The organism is Achromobacter insuavis, assembly GCF_902859645.1.
Taxonomy (GTDB): Bacteria; Pseudomonadota; Gammaproteobacteria; order Burkholderiales; family Burkholderiaceae_B; genus Achromobacter; species Achromobacter insuavis.
This window is the reverse complement of the sequence record NZ_CADIJR010000025.1, coordinates 59,816-72,219: the sequence shown is the minus strand read 5'-3', so window position 1 is coordinate 72,219 and position 12,404 is coordinate 59,816. Positions and strand designations below refer to the sequence as shown.

General features: G+C 66.6%; 12 protein-coding genes. 6 read left to right on the top strand and 6 right to left on the bottom strand.

Annotation, left to right across the window (positions count from 1 at the left end; translation table 11 throughout):
* Window positions 1-286 precede the first annotated feature (286 nt).
* The 5 genes from rodA to H0523_RS14935 all read right to left on the bottom strand — a co-directional run bounded on the left by rodA (window position 287) and on the right by H0523_RS14935 (window position 5,934).
* On the bottom strand, window positions 287-1,423 hold the full coding sequence (gene rodA / locus H0523_RS14955; RefSeq protein ID WP_049076918.1) for a rod shape-determining protein RodA: 1,137 nt from the start codon (window positions 1,421-1,423) through the stop codon (window positions 287-289).
* Window positions 1,420-3,348 (bottom strand): penicillin-binding protein 2, encoded by a 1,929-nt coding sequence (gene mrdA, locus H0523_RS14950; protein WP_054430698.1) that lies wholly within the window; start codon window positions 3,346-3,348, stop codon window positions 1,420-1,422. The genes rodA and mrdA overlap by 4 nt, the downstream gene beginning before the upstream one ends.
* Before the next feature lie 17 nt (window positions 3,349-3,365).
* Entirely contained in the window at window positions 3,366-3,872 is a 507-nt protein-coding gene (gene mreD, locus H0523_RS14945; RefSeq protein WP_371741539.1) for a rod shape-determining protein MreD, read from the bottom strand.
* Window positions 3,873-3,921: 49 nt separating this feature from the next.
* A complete protein-coding gene (gene mreC / locus H0523_RS14940) occupies window positions 3,922-4,806 on the bottom strand; it encodes a rod shape-determining protein MreC (protein WP_049076925.1) in 885 nt (294 codons plus the stop codon).
* 84 nt (window positions 4,807-4,890) lie between these two features.
* Window positions 4,891-5,934, bottom strand: a complete 1,044-nt coding sequence (locus H0523_RS14935) for a rod shape-determining protein (RefSeq protein ID WP_006391829.1) — start codon at window positions 5,932-5,934, stop codon at window positions 4,891-4,893.
* Between the two features lie 228 nt (window positions 5,935-6,162).
* On the opposite strand from H0523_RS14935, the gene gatC reads away from it, so the two are divergent.
* The 5 genes from gatC (at window position 6,163) to H0523_RS14910 (ending at window position 10,495) form a co-directional block, all read left to right on the top strand.
* Window positions 6,163-6,471 carry an Asp-tRNA(Asn)/Glu-tRNA(Gln) amidotransferase subunit GatC gene (gene gatC, locus H0523_RS14930; RefSeq protein WP_054430700.1) on the top strand — a complete coding sequence of 103 codons (309 nt, stop codon included), beginning with the start codon at window positions 6,163-6,165 and terminating at the stop codon, window positions 6,469-6,471.
* Between the two features lie 3 nt (window positions 6,472-6,474).
* Window positions 6,475-8,088 carry an Asp-tRNA(Asn)/Glu-tRNA(Gln) amidotransferase subunit GatA gene (gene gatA / locus H0523_RS14925; RefSeq protein WP_054430701.1) on the top strand — a complete coding sequence of 538 codons (1,614 nt, stop codon included), beginning with the start codon at window positions 6,475-6,477 and terminating at the stop codon, window positions 8,086-8,088.
* Between the two features lie 2 nt (window positions 8,089-8,090).
* Window positions 8,091-9,548, top strand: a complete 1,458-nt coding sequence (gatB, locus tag H0523_RS14920; protein WP_054430702.1) for an Asp-tRNA(Asn)/Glu-tRNA(Gln) amidotransferase subunit GatB — start codon at window positions 8,091-8,093, stop codon at window positions 9,546-9,548.
* Window positions 9,549-9,674: 126 nt separating this feature from the next.
* Window positions 9,675-9,926: a hypothetical protein gene (locus tag H0523_RS14915; RefSeq protein WP_054430703.1), complete on the top strand. Its 252-nt coding sequence runs from the start codon at window positions 9,675-9,677 to the stop codon at window positions 9,924-9,926.
* Window positions 9,923-10,495, top strand: a complete 573-nt coding sequence (locus tag H0523_RS14910; protein ID WP_082385599.1) for a type II toxin-antitoxin system VapC family toxin — start codon at window positions 9,923-9,925, stop codon at window positions 10,493-10,495. The genes H0523_RS14915 and H0523_RS14910 overlap by 4 nt, the downstream gene beginning before the upstream one ends.
* Here the strand turns inward: H0523_RS14910 and pyrE are convergent.
* Window positions 10,410-11,099: an orotate phosphoribosyltransferase gene (gene pyrE / locus H0523_RS14905; protein ID WP_054430704.1), complete on the bottom strand. Its 690-nt coding sequence runs from the start codon at window positions 11,097-11,099 to the stop codon at window positions 10,410-10,412. The two genes, H0523_RS14910 and pyrE, sit on opposite strands and share 86 nt — an antisense overlap.
* Window positions 11,100-11,233: 134 nt before the next feature.
* On the opposite strand from pyrE, the gene H0523_RS14900 reads away from it, so the two are divergent.
* Complete coding sequence (locus tag H0523_RS14900; protein ID WP_054430705.1) at window positions 11,234-12,022, top strand: exodeoxyribonuclease III; 789 nt, start codon at window positions 11,234-11,236, stop codon at window positions 12,020-12,022.
* Window positions 12,023-12,404: the final 382 nt, after the last annotated feature.

Sequence of the window (12,404 nt, the reverse complement as noted above, 5' to 3'; positions counted from 1 at the left end):
GGGGTAGCCTCGCCTCGGGCGTTACCTTGCGATCAATCGGCGGTCCTAGGCCGCTAGATTCCTTATCGACGCTGTGAGGCGGGGTGGGATGCTCTCGTTGTGGCAGTCCGGGTGCTACCGGCTGATGGTTGAGCACGTCCCTACCCCAGCACCCTCCCACTGCGGAAGGTGCACCCACACCATACAAGGTTGAGTACGGGGAAGTCCGGAGCGAACGCTCCGGACCGCAATCGTAGGCGCGCCCACCCGTGCGCCCACCGCCCCGGGCGGCCTACGAAGAAAAAAATCAGCTCTTGACCGACCGATGCCGACTAATGCTCATCATGATCCCAAACGCAATCCCCATGGTGAACAAGGCTGTCCCCCCATAGCTCATGAACGGCAATGGCACCCCGACCACAGGCAGAATCCCCGTCACCATGCCCACATTCACGAACACGTAAATGAACAGCATCATCGTCAACGCCCCGGACAGCAGCCGCCCGAACTGCGATGATGCGCGCGAAGCGATGGTCAGGCCGCGGGCCATCATCAGGCCGTACAGCACCAGGATGGCGATGCCGCCGTACAGGCCGAATTCCTCGGCGTAGACGGCGAAGATGAAGTCCGTGGTGCGCTCGGGGATGAAGTCCAGGTGGGTCTGCGTGCCCTTCATGTAGCCCTTGCCGTAGACGCCGCCCGAGCCCACCGCGATCATCGACTGGATCGTGTGGAAGCCCTTGCCGAGCGGGTCGGAGCTGGGGTTGAGCAGCGTGCAGACGCGGTGCTTCTGGTAATCGTGCAGCACCACCCAGTTGACGTCCGGTTCGCACAGCTGGTCTTCGTAGTAGACCAGCGTGCCGATGCCGATGATGCCGGCCAGCATGACCGGGACCAGCAGCTTGAACGACAGACCGGCGAAGTAGATGACGAAGAAGCCGGCGCCGAACACCAGCAGCGCGGTGCCCAGGTCGGGCTGCAGCACGATCAGGCCGAAGGGGGCCGCCAGCATCGCGGCGGCGGCCAGGAAGTCGCGGATGCGGACCGCGCCCTCGTGGCGCTGGAAGTACCAGGCCAGCATCATGGGCACGGCGATCTTCATCATCTCGGACGGCTGGATGCGGGTCACACCCAGGTTGAGCCAGCGCGTCGCGCCCTTGCTGGTCTCGCCGAAGAATTCCACGCCCAGCAGCAGCACCACGCCGACCACGTAGAACGGCAGCGCCAGCTTCATCAGCCACTTGGGCGGAATCAGCGCCATGGTCCACATGGCGAAGAAAGCGATGATGAAATTGCGCGACTGCTCGGCAAAACGCCAGTCGGTGCCGCCCACCGCCGAATGCATGACGGTCAGGCCGAGCGCGGCAAACATCATCAGGATCGCCAGCAGCGGCCAGTCGAAGGCCGTGAAGACGCGCAGCAGGATCAGGCCGAGACGCTTCATTGTTGGCGCACCAGGTCGGAGGTGATGTTTTCGACCGAGGCCGTCGATGCGTTGCGCTCAGGGCGCTGGATCTTGTCCTGGCGATCCTTGGCCAGCCAGTAGTCGAACACCTTGCGCGCCACCGGCGCGGCCACGCTGGCGCCCCAGCCGGCGTTCTCGACGATCAGCGCCACGGCGATGCGCGGGTGTTCGAGCGGCGCGAAGCCCATGAACAGCGCGTGGTCGCGCAGGCGTTCGTCGATGGCGCTGGCGCGGTAGTGGCCGCCGCGCAGGCTGAACACCTGGGCCGTGCCGGTCTTGCCGGCGGCCTGGTAGGGCGCGTTGGCGAAGGCGCGGCGCGCGGTGCCAGCGCGCACCACGTCGGCCATGGCGTTCTTGATGACGTCGACGTTGGCCTGCTTGAGCGGAATGCGGTAGTCGGGCGCGGACTCGGTGGGCTTGGCCACGCCCGAGCGCGGGTCCCGCACCGCGTGCACCAGGTGCGGCCGGCGATACAGGCCGTCGTTGGCCAGGGTCGAAGTGCCCTGCGCCAGCTGCAGCAGGGTAAAGGCGTTGTAGCCCTGGCCCACGGCGACGGAGATGGTCTCGCCGGCGTACCAGCGCTGGCGTTCCTTGTCCTTGTAGGCCGAACGCTTCCAGTCGGTGGACGGCAGCACGCCGCGCTTTTCGCCCTCGAGGTCGATGCCGGTGATCTGGCCGAAGCCGAACTGCTTGGTGAAATCGTGCAGCGCGTTCACGCCGATCTCGGGGCCGAGCGAATAGAAATACGTGTCCGACGACACCACGATGGCCTTGTGCATGTCGGTCATGCCGTAGGCGGCGCCGCCGGCGTTGCGGAATTTCTGGCCGCCGAACTCGAAGTAGCCGGGATCGGAAATGCGGTCGGTGGCGCGGCGCTTGCCCAGCTCCAGGGCCGCCAGGCCGACGAAGGGCTTGTAGGTCGAGCCGATCGGATAGGTGCCGTACAGCGGGCGGTTGATCAGCGGGTGGTCCGGCGACTCGTTCAGCATGCGCCAGTTGTCCACGTCGATGCCGTCGACGAACAGGTTCGGGTCGAACGAGGGCTGCGACACGAACGCCAGCACCTCGCCGGTGTCGGGGTCGATCGCCACCAACGCGCCGCGCTGGCCCACGAAGGCTTCCTCGGCCACTTTCTGCAGGCCCAGGTCGATCGACAGCATGATGTCCGAGCCCGGCACCGGGTCGATGCGGCGCAACGTGCGCATGGGACGGCCGCCCGCGGTCACCTCGACCTCTTCCAGGCCGGTGCGGCCATGCAGCGCTTCTTCCCAGGTCTTCTCGATGCCCTTCTTGCCGATGACGTCGGTGCCGCGGTAGTTGCCCAATTGGCCGGCGCGCTCGAGTTCCTCGATGTCGCCCTCGGCGATACGGCCGATGTAGCCGACCACGTGGGCGGCGGACTGGCCTTGCGGATACTCGCGCACCCAGCGCGCGCGCAGCTCGACGCCCGGGAACTGGAAGGCGTGGGCGGCGAACCAGGCGGCTTCGGTCTCGTTGAGGTTGTTGCGCAACTGCAGGCTGGCGTAGCGGCTGGATTCGGCCGCGCGGCGCTTGAAGCGGCGCTGATCGGCCGGGCTGATGTACACCACCTGCGTCAGCCGCTCGAACAGCGCGTTCATGTTGCCGGCCTGGGCCGGCACCACTTCAAGCGTGTAGGTGCGGTAGTTGCGCGCCAGCACCTCGCCGTTGCGGTCGAGGATCTCGCCGCGGCGCGGCGGGATCGGCACCACGGCGATGCGATTGCGGTCGGCGCGCTCGGACAGGCCCTCGTAGCGGTCGACCTGCAGGTACCAGAACCGGCCCACCAGCACGCCGAAGCAGGCCAGCGCGAACACGCCGCCCACCCAGGCGCGCAGGCGGAAGCGCTGCTTTTGCTGCTGGCCGGTTTTCTTGAATTCGAACATGTGACGCGGCGCCGCCGTCAGGCGGAGGAAGATTCGGCGTCATCGGCACCGCGCTGCGGCAAGTGCAGGACCCAGCCCGCCAGCGGCCACAGGGCGGCGGTGATGGCCACGCTGATGCCCCAGTCCCAACCCGGCCATTTGCCGGCCAGCCAGGCGTGGATGATCTGGGTGAGGAAGCGGGCGATCAGGAACACAGGCAGCATGTGCATGGCCTGGCTCCAGAGGTCGAAACGTTGCAGGCGGCGGTGCAGCACCACGGCGCCGTAGGCAACCAGGGTGTAGGACAACGCATGCTCGCCGAGCAGGCCGGCGTCGTGCACGTCCATCAGCAGGCCGAAGCAGAAGGCGGTGAACAGGCCGACGCGGCGCGGCTCGTGCACGCACCAGAAGGCGATGATCAGGATCAGGACGTCGGGCGCGCCCTGCCACAGGCGCCAAGGCAGCAGCGACACCAGCCAGACCAGCAGGATGGTGCCCCAGACGAAGACCCCGTGCGCGGGGCCCGACAGGCGTTCCGGGTGCACGTTGCTGGGCGTGCCCAGCCGGCGCCGCGGTTGCCCGGATGATTGTTGATTAGTCCGATCCACCGGAATCGACCTCCTGACGGTTGGACTCGGCACGTTCCACGTCCACCTGCAGGACCAGGAAGTGGCGATAACGTTCAGGGTGGGCCAGCGGTTCGCAGACGGCTCGCGCGAAGCCGGAAGCGGTATCGCGCTCGACCGAGGTTACCTTGGCCACCGGCAGGCCGGCGGGAAACAGCCCGCCGACGCCACTGGTGACGATAGTATCGCCTTCCTTGATGTCGGCATTGGCCGCGAGGTAACGGACCTCCATCTTGCCGGGAGAGTTCCCGCCAAAGGCGATCAGCCGCAGACCATTGCGCAGCAGCTGCACCGGGATGGACACCTGCTCGTCGGTGACCAGCGCGGCTTCGGCCGTCATGGGCGTCACGCGCACGATCTGGCCGACCACGCCGCCTTCGTCGATCACGGGCATGCCCGGCGCCAGGCCGGCCTTGCTGCCCTTGTTGAACACCAGCCGCTGGTTGAAGGCGTTGGTGGGCTCGTACAGCACTTCCACCACCACGGCCGACTGCGCCACGGTATCGGTCACGCCGAGCAGGCGGCGCAATTGCGCGTTTTCGGCGGCCAGCTGCGCCGCATGCGTGGCCACCTGGGCCAGCTCGATGCGCTGGCGCTGCAAGGCTTCGTTTTCAGTGCGGATGAGGTTGGCGGCGTTGACCCACTCGTTGACCTGTTGGACCAGATCGCGCGGCGCCATGACGGCGCGCTGGAAGGGATACAGCGCCACGGACATCGCGCGGCGCGCCGGTTCCAGCATGCGCCACTGCGAATCCATGATGATCAAAGCCAGTGCCAGGACGACCAGGATGACCAGCCGCACCTCCGCCGGAGGGCCGCGCCTGAATAGGGGGGGAGTCCCTTGTCGTTGCATGAATCTCAGCCCGGGCGCCCGCGCCCGCAGCCCCCGCAGCGGCCGGAGCCGTGAAAAAGCGGGGCTCCGGGCTGGCGGGCAGGATTAGTCGTTGATGAAGATCGCGCCCAGTTTCTCAAGGTGTTCCAGCGCCTCGCCGCAACCGCGCACGACGCAGGTCAGGGGATCATCGGCGACCACCACCGGCAGGCCGGTTTCTTCCTGCAGCAGGCGGTCGAGGTCGCGCAGCAGCGCGCCACCGCCGGTCAGGGCGATGCCCTTGTCGGTGATGTCGGCGCCGAGTTCGGGCGGGGTCTGTTCCAGGGCGATCTTGACGGCCGAGACGATCTGGTTGAGCGGGTCGGTCAGCGATTCCAGGATCTCGTTGGACGAGACCGTGAAGCTGCGCGGCACGCCTTCGGCCAGGTTGCGACCCTTGACCTCGATCTCGCGGACTTCGGAACCCGGGAACGCCGAGCCGATTTCCTTCTTGATGAGTTCGGCGGTGGGTTCGCCGATCAGCATGCCGTAGTTGCGGCGGATGTAGTTGACGATGGCCTCGTCGAACTTGTCGCCGCCGACGCGCACCGAACCCTTGTAGACCATGCCGCCCAGCGAGATGACCGCCACTTCGGTGGTGCCGCCGCCGATGTCGACGACCATGGAGCCGCTGGCGTCGGAGACGGCCAGGCCGGCGCCGATGGCCGCGGCCATGGGTTCTTCGATCAGGAACACGTGCGAGGCGCCAGCGCCGAGGGCCGATTCGCGGATGGCGCGGCGTTCAACCTGGGTGGAGCCGCAGGGCACGCACACGATGATGCGCGGGCTGGGCGCCAGCATGTTGCGGGGGTGCACCATGCGGATGAACTGCTTGAGCATCTGCTCGGTGACCGTGAAGTCGGCGATGACGCCGTCCTTCATGGGCCGGATGGCCTCGATGTTGCCGGGCACGCGGCCGAGCATCTGCTTGGCCTCCTGGCCGACGGCCTGGATGATTTTCTTGCCGTGAGGCCCGCCTTCATGACGGATAGCGACCACGGAGGGCTCATCGAGCACGATGCCCTTGCCGCGGACGTAGATCAGCGTATTGGCGGTACCGAGGTCGATCGCCATATCGCTGGAAAAATAACTGCGCAGGAATCCGAACATGGGAGCTCAGCTAAATTCTGGGGGGAATTGGGGTCATGCCGCGGGGCGTACGGCCCAGGAAAGCCTGGGTGCGCCTGTCATCACGGCGATTAAACCGTGAATCATAACTTATAATTTCCCCGGAAATAGCGCATAAATGCAGGCTATTCAAGCTTTGTAACGGGTTTGGCATGTGCATACTGCCCAGTCCCGCCCCTCGGCCTCCGCTTCTCGATATTTGCAATCCCCATGGCGCTCAATGACACAGATGTGGCCCGCATTGCCAAGCTGGCCAGAATCGAACTGACCCCGGACCAGCGCGAACACGCGCAGGCCGAGCTCAATGGCATCCTCCACCTGATCGAACGGCTGCAGGCCGTCGACACCCAGGGCGTCGAACCCCTGGCCCACCCGCTGTCGGCCCACGAAGACATCGTGCTGCGCCTGCGCCAGGACGCCGTGACCGAAACCGCCTCGGAGGCCCGCCGCGCAGAGCTGCTGGCCAATGCCCCCGACGCCCAGGACGGTCTTTTCCTGGTCCCCAAGGTTCTCGACTAAGCCATGACCCAACCCGCCCTGCACACCCAATTCGAGGGGATCGCCGCCCTGCGCGCGGCCCTCGCCCAACGCCAGGTCAGCGCCGTCGAGCTGGCGCAAAGCTCGCTGGCGGCCGCCGACGCGGCCAGCGGCCTGAACGCCTTCTTACATATTGACGCCGAATTGACGCTGGCCCAGGCCCGCGCCGCCGACGCCGCGCTGGCCGCCGGCACTGCCGGCCCGCTGGCGGGCGTGCCCATCGCCCACAAGGACGCCTTCGTCACCCGCGGCTGGCGCACCACCGCCGGCAGCAAGATGCTGGACGGCTACGTCAGCCCGTTCGACGCCACCGTGGTCGAACGCCTGCAGGCCGCCGGCGCCGTGTCGCTGGGCAAGCTCAACTGCGACGAATTCGCCATGGGCTCGGGCAACGAAAACTCGGCCTACGGCGTGGTCCGCAACCCCTGGGATCCGGCCGCCGTGCCTGGCGGTTCCTCGGGCGGTTCGGCCGCCGCCGTCGCCGCCCGCCTGGTGGCCGCCACCACCGGCACCGACACCGGCGGCTCGGTGCGCCAGCCCGCCGCGCTGTGCGGCGTCAGCGGCATCAAGCCGACCTACGGCACCGTCTCGCGCTACGGCATGGTCGCCTTCGGCTCCAGCCTGGACCAGGCCGGCCCGCTGGCCCCCAGCAGCCGCGACCTGCTCGAACTGCTGGACGTCATCAGCGGCTTCGACCCGCGCGACGCCACCAGCCTGGAAAAATGCGACGCCGCCGTCAACGAACCGGGCCGCGTGCGGCGCGATTTCGATGCCGCGCAGGGCAAGTTCGACGCCGCCGGCAGCCAGCCCCTGAAGGGCCTGCGCATCGGCGTGCCCGAGGAATACTTCGGCGCCGGCCTGGCGCCGGACGTGGCCGCCGCGGTGCAGGCCGCCCTGGCCCAGTTCGAGGCCCTGGGCGCGGTGCGCGTGCCGGTGTCGCTGCCGCGCACCGAACTGGCCATCCCCGCCTACTACGTCATCGCCCCCGCCGAAGCGTCCAGCAACCTGGCGCGCTACGACGGCGTGCGCTACGGCCACCGCGCCGCGCAGTATGGCGACCTGAACGAGATGATCAGCCGCTCGCGCGCCGAAGGCTTCGGCGACGAGGTCAAGCGCCGCATCCTGATCGGCACCTACGTGCTGTCGCACGGCTACTACGACGCCTACTACCTGCAGGCCCAGCGTTTGCGCCGCATGATCGCCCAGGACTTCCAGCGCGCCTTCGCCGGCCAGTGCGACGTCATCATGGGTCCGGTGACCCCGACGGTGGCCAAGAACATCGGCGACAACCGCGACGACCCCACCGCCGACTGGCTGGCCGACGTCTACACGTTGGGCGTCAGCCTGGCGGGCCTGCCCGCGATGTCGGTTCCGTGCGGATTCGGCGCCGGCGCAGGAAAGACGCCCCCACGCTCGCCAGGCTCGCTGCCCCCCGAGGGGGCTGCCAGCGCCTTGGGGCGGCCCGGCGGCGCTGGCCGTCCCGTCGGCCTGCAGATCATCGGCAACTACTTCGACGAAGGCCGCCTCCTGGCCATCGCCGACCGCTACCAACAAGTCACGACGTGGCACAAGGCCACGCCGGCCCAGCAGGACGCCTAATCATGAACTGGGAAATCGTCATCGGCCTGGAAACGCACACCCAGCTTTCCACCGACTCCAAGATCTTTTCGGGCAGCAGCACCGAGTTCGGCGCCGCGCCCAACACCCACGCCAATGAAGTCGACCTGGCGCTGCCGGGCAGCCTGCCGGTCATGAACCGCGGCGCCGCCGAACGCGCCATCCGCTTCGGCCTGGCGGTCGGCGCCGAGATCGCGCCGCGCTCGGTGTTCGCGCGCAAGAACTACTTCTACCCCGACCTGCCCAAGGGCTACCAGATCAGCCAGTACGAGCTGCCGGTGGTGGTGGGCGGCTCGCTGTCGTTCTTCGTCGGCGAGGAAGAGAAGACCGTCAACCTGACGCGCGCCCACCTGGAAGAGGACGCGGGCAAGTCGTCGCACGACAACTTCGCCCTGGCCAACGGCGCGCCGGCCAGCGGCATCGACCTGAACCGCGCCGGCACGCCGCTGCTGGAAATCGTCACCGAACCGGAAATGCGCTCGGCCGCCGAGGCCGTGTCCTATGCCCGCGCCCTGCACAGCCTGGTGGTGTGGCTCGGCATCTGCGACGGCAACATGCAGGAAGGCTCGTTCCGCTGCGACGCCAACGTCTCGGTGCGCCCGGTCGGCCAGAAGGAATTCGGCACCCGCACCGAGATCAAGAACGTCAACTCGTTCCGCTTCCTGGAACGCGCCATCACCTATGAGGCGCGGCGCCAGATCGAGCTGATCGAGGACGGCGGCACCGTGGTCCAGGAAACCCGCCTGTACGACGCCGACCGCGACGAGACCCGCAGCATGCGCAGCAAGGAAGACGCGCACGACTACCGCTACTTCCCCGATCCCGACCTGCCCACGCTGGTGATCTCGCGCGAGTGGGTGGACCAGGTCCGCGCCGCCATGCCCGAGCTGCCGGCCGCCCAGCGCGCCCGCTTCGAATCCGAATACGGCCTGCCGGCCTACGACGCCGCCCAGCTGACCGTCAGCCGCGACCTGGCCGCCTACTTCGAAGCCGTGGCGCACGCGCTGCCGGCCGGCCAGGCCAAGTTGGCCGCCAACTGGATCATGGGCGAAGTGGCCGCCACCCTGAACAAGGAAGAAAAGGCCATCGCCGCGGCGCCGGTGCAGGCGCCGGCCCTGGCCGCGCTGATCAACCGCATCATCGACGGCACCATCTCCAACAAGATCGCGCGTGAAGTGTTCGGCGCCATGTGGGCCGGCGAAAACGGCGGCCAGCCCGACGCCATCATCGATGCCCGCGGCCTCAAGCAGATCAGCGACACCGGCGCCATCGGCGCCATGATCGACGAGGTGCTGGCGGCCAATCCGGCCATCGTCGAGGAATACCGCGCCGGCAAGCAGAAGGCGTTCAACTCGCTGGTCGGCCAGATCATGAAGGCCGCGCGCGGCAAGGCCAATCCGCAGCAGGTCAACGACCTGCTCAAGCAGAAGCTGGACAACTGATCTCCCTGCGCCGTCCCGACCTCGGGGCGGCGTGCAAGATCAGACCCCTCCTAGGGCCGCGGCATCTTGTCGCGGCCTTTTGTTTGGCCAAGAATGATCCGGTCGATTTCGACTGGAGATTTGGCCATGAACGCCCCCTACCTATCCATCCCACGCGAACAAGTTGCGGACCGGCTCGACGAAATGATCCAGGCCGCAAACGATGGCGTGTTCGTTGTCATCACCCAGGACGGTCTGGCGCAAGCGCAGCTCAGGCGGGTCAATCCCCTGATGACCGAGGCGGGTCACAATGCGATAGAAGAACTGAAACGGTTCCCGGGCATCCCGTACACCGACGAAGCCACCTGGTGGTATGCCGTCAAAGGGATCCGCGAATGAAGCTCGTGCTCGATGCCTCGGTCGCGTTGAGCTGGCTGCGATTGCCCAGCCAAACCTGCAGCGAACAGGCGTTTGCCATCCTGGACGACCTGAACGGCGAAGCCGTCCTGGTCCCGCAGATCTGGCCAATGGAAGTGGCTCAAGGCGCCTTGCGCGTCGAGCGGCAGCAGCAGGCCACGGCAGCCACACTGGCCAAATTCTCTGCCGTGCTGAACAGCGTGCCCGTCGTCAACGAATCGCGCCCTTCTACCGCCTGGCTGCCTCAATGCGAGCAGCTCGCCCGCGAACACGGGCTTACCATCTATGACGCCTCGTACCTGGAACTCGCGCTATGGCGCGGCGCCGCGCTGGCCACGTTCGACAAACGTCTGGCGCAGGCGGCCCAGGCGAGCGGCGTGTTGGTCGTCGGGCATGAACCAGCCCACAGGCTCGAAGAACCTGTCCTGCGATACGGCGGCCGGCACTGCCTTGCCGGACTCGCGCTTACTTCACCCCGTACTTCGTCCGGTAGGCCTGCACCGCATCGCGGTGTTCGGCAAACGCGGCGTCGTCCTGCAGCAGCGCCATGATGTCCGCCAGCGAGGCAATCGCCACCACCGGGATGCCGTAGGTCTTGGCCACGTCCTGCACCGCCGAGTGCGCCGACAGCGCGTCGTCGGCACCCGCGCGTTCCATGCGGTCCATGGCGATCAGCACGGCCGCCGGCTCGGCGCCGGCGTTGCGGATGATCTCCACCGACTCACGCACCGAGGTGCCCGCGGTGATCACGTCGTCGATGATGACGACCTTGCCCTTGAGCGGCGCGCCCACCAGGGTGCCGCCTTCGCCGTGGTCCTTGGCTTCCTTGCGGTTGTAGGCGAACGGCACGTCGCTGCGGCCCTGCATCGCCGGATGGCCGGCCAGCGCGACGGCGGTGGCCGTCGCCAGGGGAATGCCCTTGTAGGCCGGGCCGAACAGCATGTCGAAGGCCACGCCCGAGTCCAGCAGCGCCTGGGCGTAGAAGCCCGCCAGCTTGCCGACCGAACCACCGCTGTTGAACAGGCCCGCGTTAAAGAAATAGGGACTGATACGGCCGGACTTGACCTTGAAGCTGCCGAAGCGCAGCACGCCTTCGTTCAGGGCGAAGCGGACAAAATCAAGCGAGGTGGCGGAGGCGGCGTGGGCGGCAGACATGCGAGGAGGATCCGAGAGGTGGCAAACCCCGGCATTTTATCCGTTGTCGGGGCTATTCCCGGGCAACGTCGTCGAGTCGGTTAAATTCCTGGCATTGTTCCGGCCGTTTCCGGCCGCTCTACAGGAGTCCCGCTTTGCTGCGCATCACGTCGATCAACCTCAATGGCATCCGGTCCGCCTTCCGCAAGGGCCTGCAACCCTGGATGGAGAAGCACGCCGCCGACGTGCTGTGCCTGCAGGAAATCAAGGTGTCGGACGAGGACCTGACTGAAGACCTGCGCCACCCTCCCGGCTACACCGGCCACTTCCACCACGCCGTCAAAAAGGGCTACAGCGGCGTCGGCATCTACCTGCGCGACGCGGCCGAGCGCGTCAACATCGGCCTGGGTTGCGAAGAATTCGACCCCGAAGGCCGCGTCATCCGCGCCGACTGGAAGAACCTGTCCGTCATCAGCGCCTACCTGCCGTCGGGCTCCAGCGGTGACGAACGCCAGCAGGCCAAATACCGCTTCCTGGACCGTTTCGGCCCGTGGATCGACGAGCTGATGCACGAACACAAGAAGACCGGCCGCGAATTCATCATCTGCGGCGACTGGAACATCGCCCACAAGGAAATCGACCTCAAGAACTGGAAGGGCAACCTGAAGAACTCCGGTTTCCTGCCCGAGGAACGCGCCTGGCTGACCGACGTGTTCGACAAGCGCGGCTTCGTCGACGTGTTCCGCACCATCGACGACCGTCCCGACCAATACACCTGGTGGAGCAACCGCGGCCAGGCCTGGGCCAAGAACGTCGGGTGGCGCATCGACTACCAGATCGCCACGCCGGGCATCGCCGCCCGCGCGCGCAGCGTCGCCATCTACAAGGACGAACGCTTTTCCGACCACGCGCCGCTGACCATCGACTACGACGCGACGCTCTGAAGACGCGGGCGGCGGAAGACGGATTCCGCCGCCCGAGCATGATCCGGCTCAAAATATAATTAGGGACGTATAAAGCGGATCTGGCCCCGCAAGATGAGGACCATATCCCGCCAAAAGGCTGGATTCCCCTATGAGGTGGCGATCCCGCACCGCTTCCAAGATTCCATAAATATCGGGGACGTATTAATTTTCCCTGTGAATTCAATGCCTCATGGCTTCTCCTATGAAGCCTCGGGTCCTCCGCCCACTCGTCAAAGCCAAATGCGTCCCCAATAAAATTAGAAAAAAGTGCTTTGATATCAAGGTGATGGCGTAATTTTCGGCTTTGCGCAGGGCAACAAATTGGCCCTACAATCTCGCACCAAGCCGGTGCGCTTTGCAC

Coding starts and splice junctions, on each gene's coding strand:
- mrdA (WP_054430698.1), bottom strand. CDS start 3,348: ATGTTCGAATTCAAGAAAACCGGCCAGCAGCAAAAGCAGCGCTTCCGC.
- H0523_RS14910 (WP_082385599.1), top strand. CDS start 9,923: ATGAAGCTCGTGCTCGATGCCTCGGTCGCGTTGAGCTGGCTGCGATTG.
- mreC (WP_049076925.1), bottom strand. CDS start 4,806: ATGCAACGACAAGGGACTCCCCCCCTATTCAGGCGCGGCCCTCCGGCG.
- H0523_RS14915 (WP_054430703.1), top strand. CDS start 9,675: ATGAACGCCCCCTACCTATCCATCCCACGCGAACAAGTTGCGGACCGG.
- H0523_RS14935 (WP_006391829.1), bottom strand. CDS start 5,934: ATGTTCGGATTCCTGCGCAGTTATTTTTCCAGCGATATGGCGATCGAC.
- gatA (WP_054430701.1), top strand. CDS start 6,475: ATGACCCAACCCGCCCTGCACACCCAATTCGAGGGGATCGCCGCCCTG.
- gatC (WP_054430700.1), top strand. CDS start 6,163: ATGGCGCTCAATGACACAGATGTGGCCCGCATTGCCAAGCTGGCCAGA.
- pyrE (WP_054430704.1), bottom strand. CDS start 11,099: ATGTCTGCCGCCCACGCCGCCTCCGCCACCTCGCTTGATTTTGTCCGC.
- rodA (WP_049076918.1), bottom strand. CDS start 1,423: ATGAAGCGTCTCGGCCTGATCCTGCTGCGCGTCTTCACGGCCTTCGAC.
- gatB (WP_054430702.1), top strand. CDS start 8,091: ATGAACTGGGAAATCGTCATCGGCCTGGAAACGCACACCCAGCTTTCC.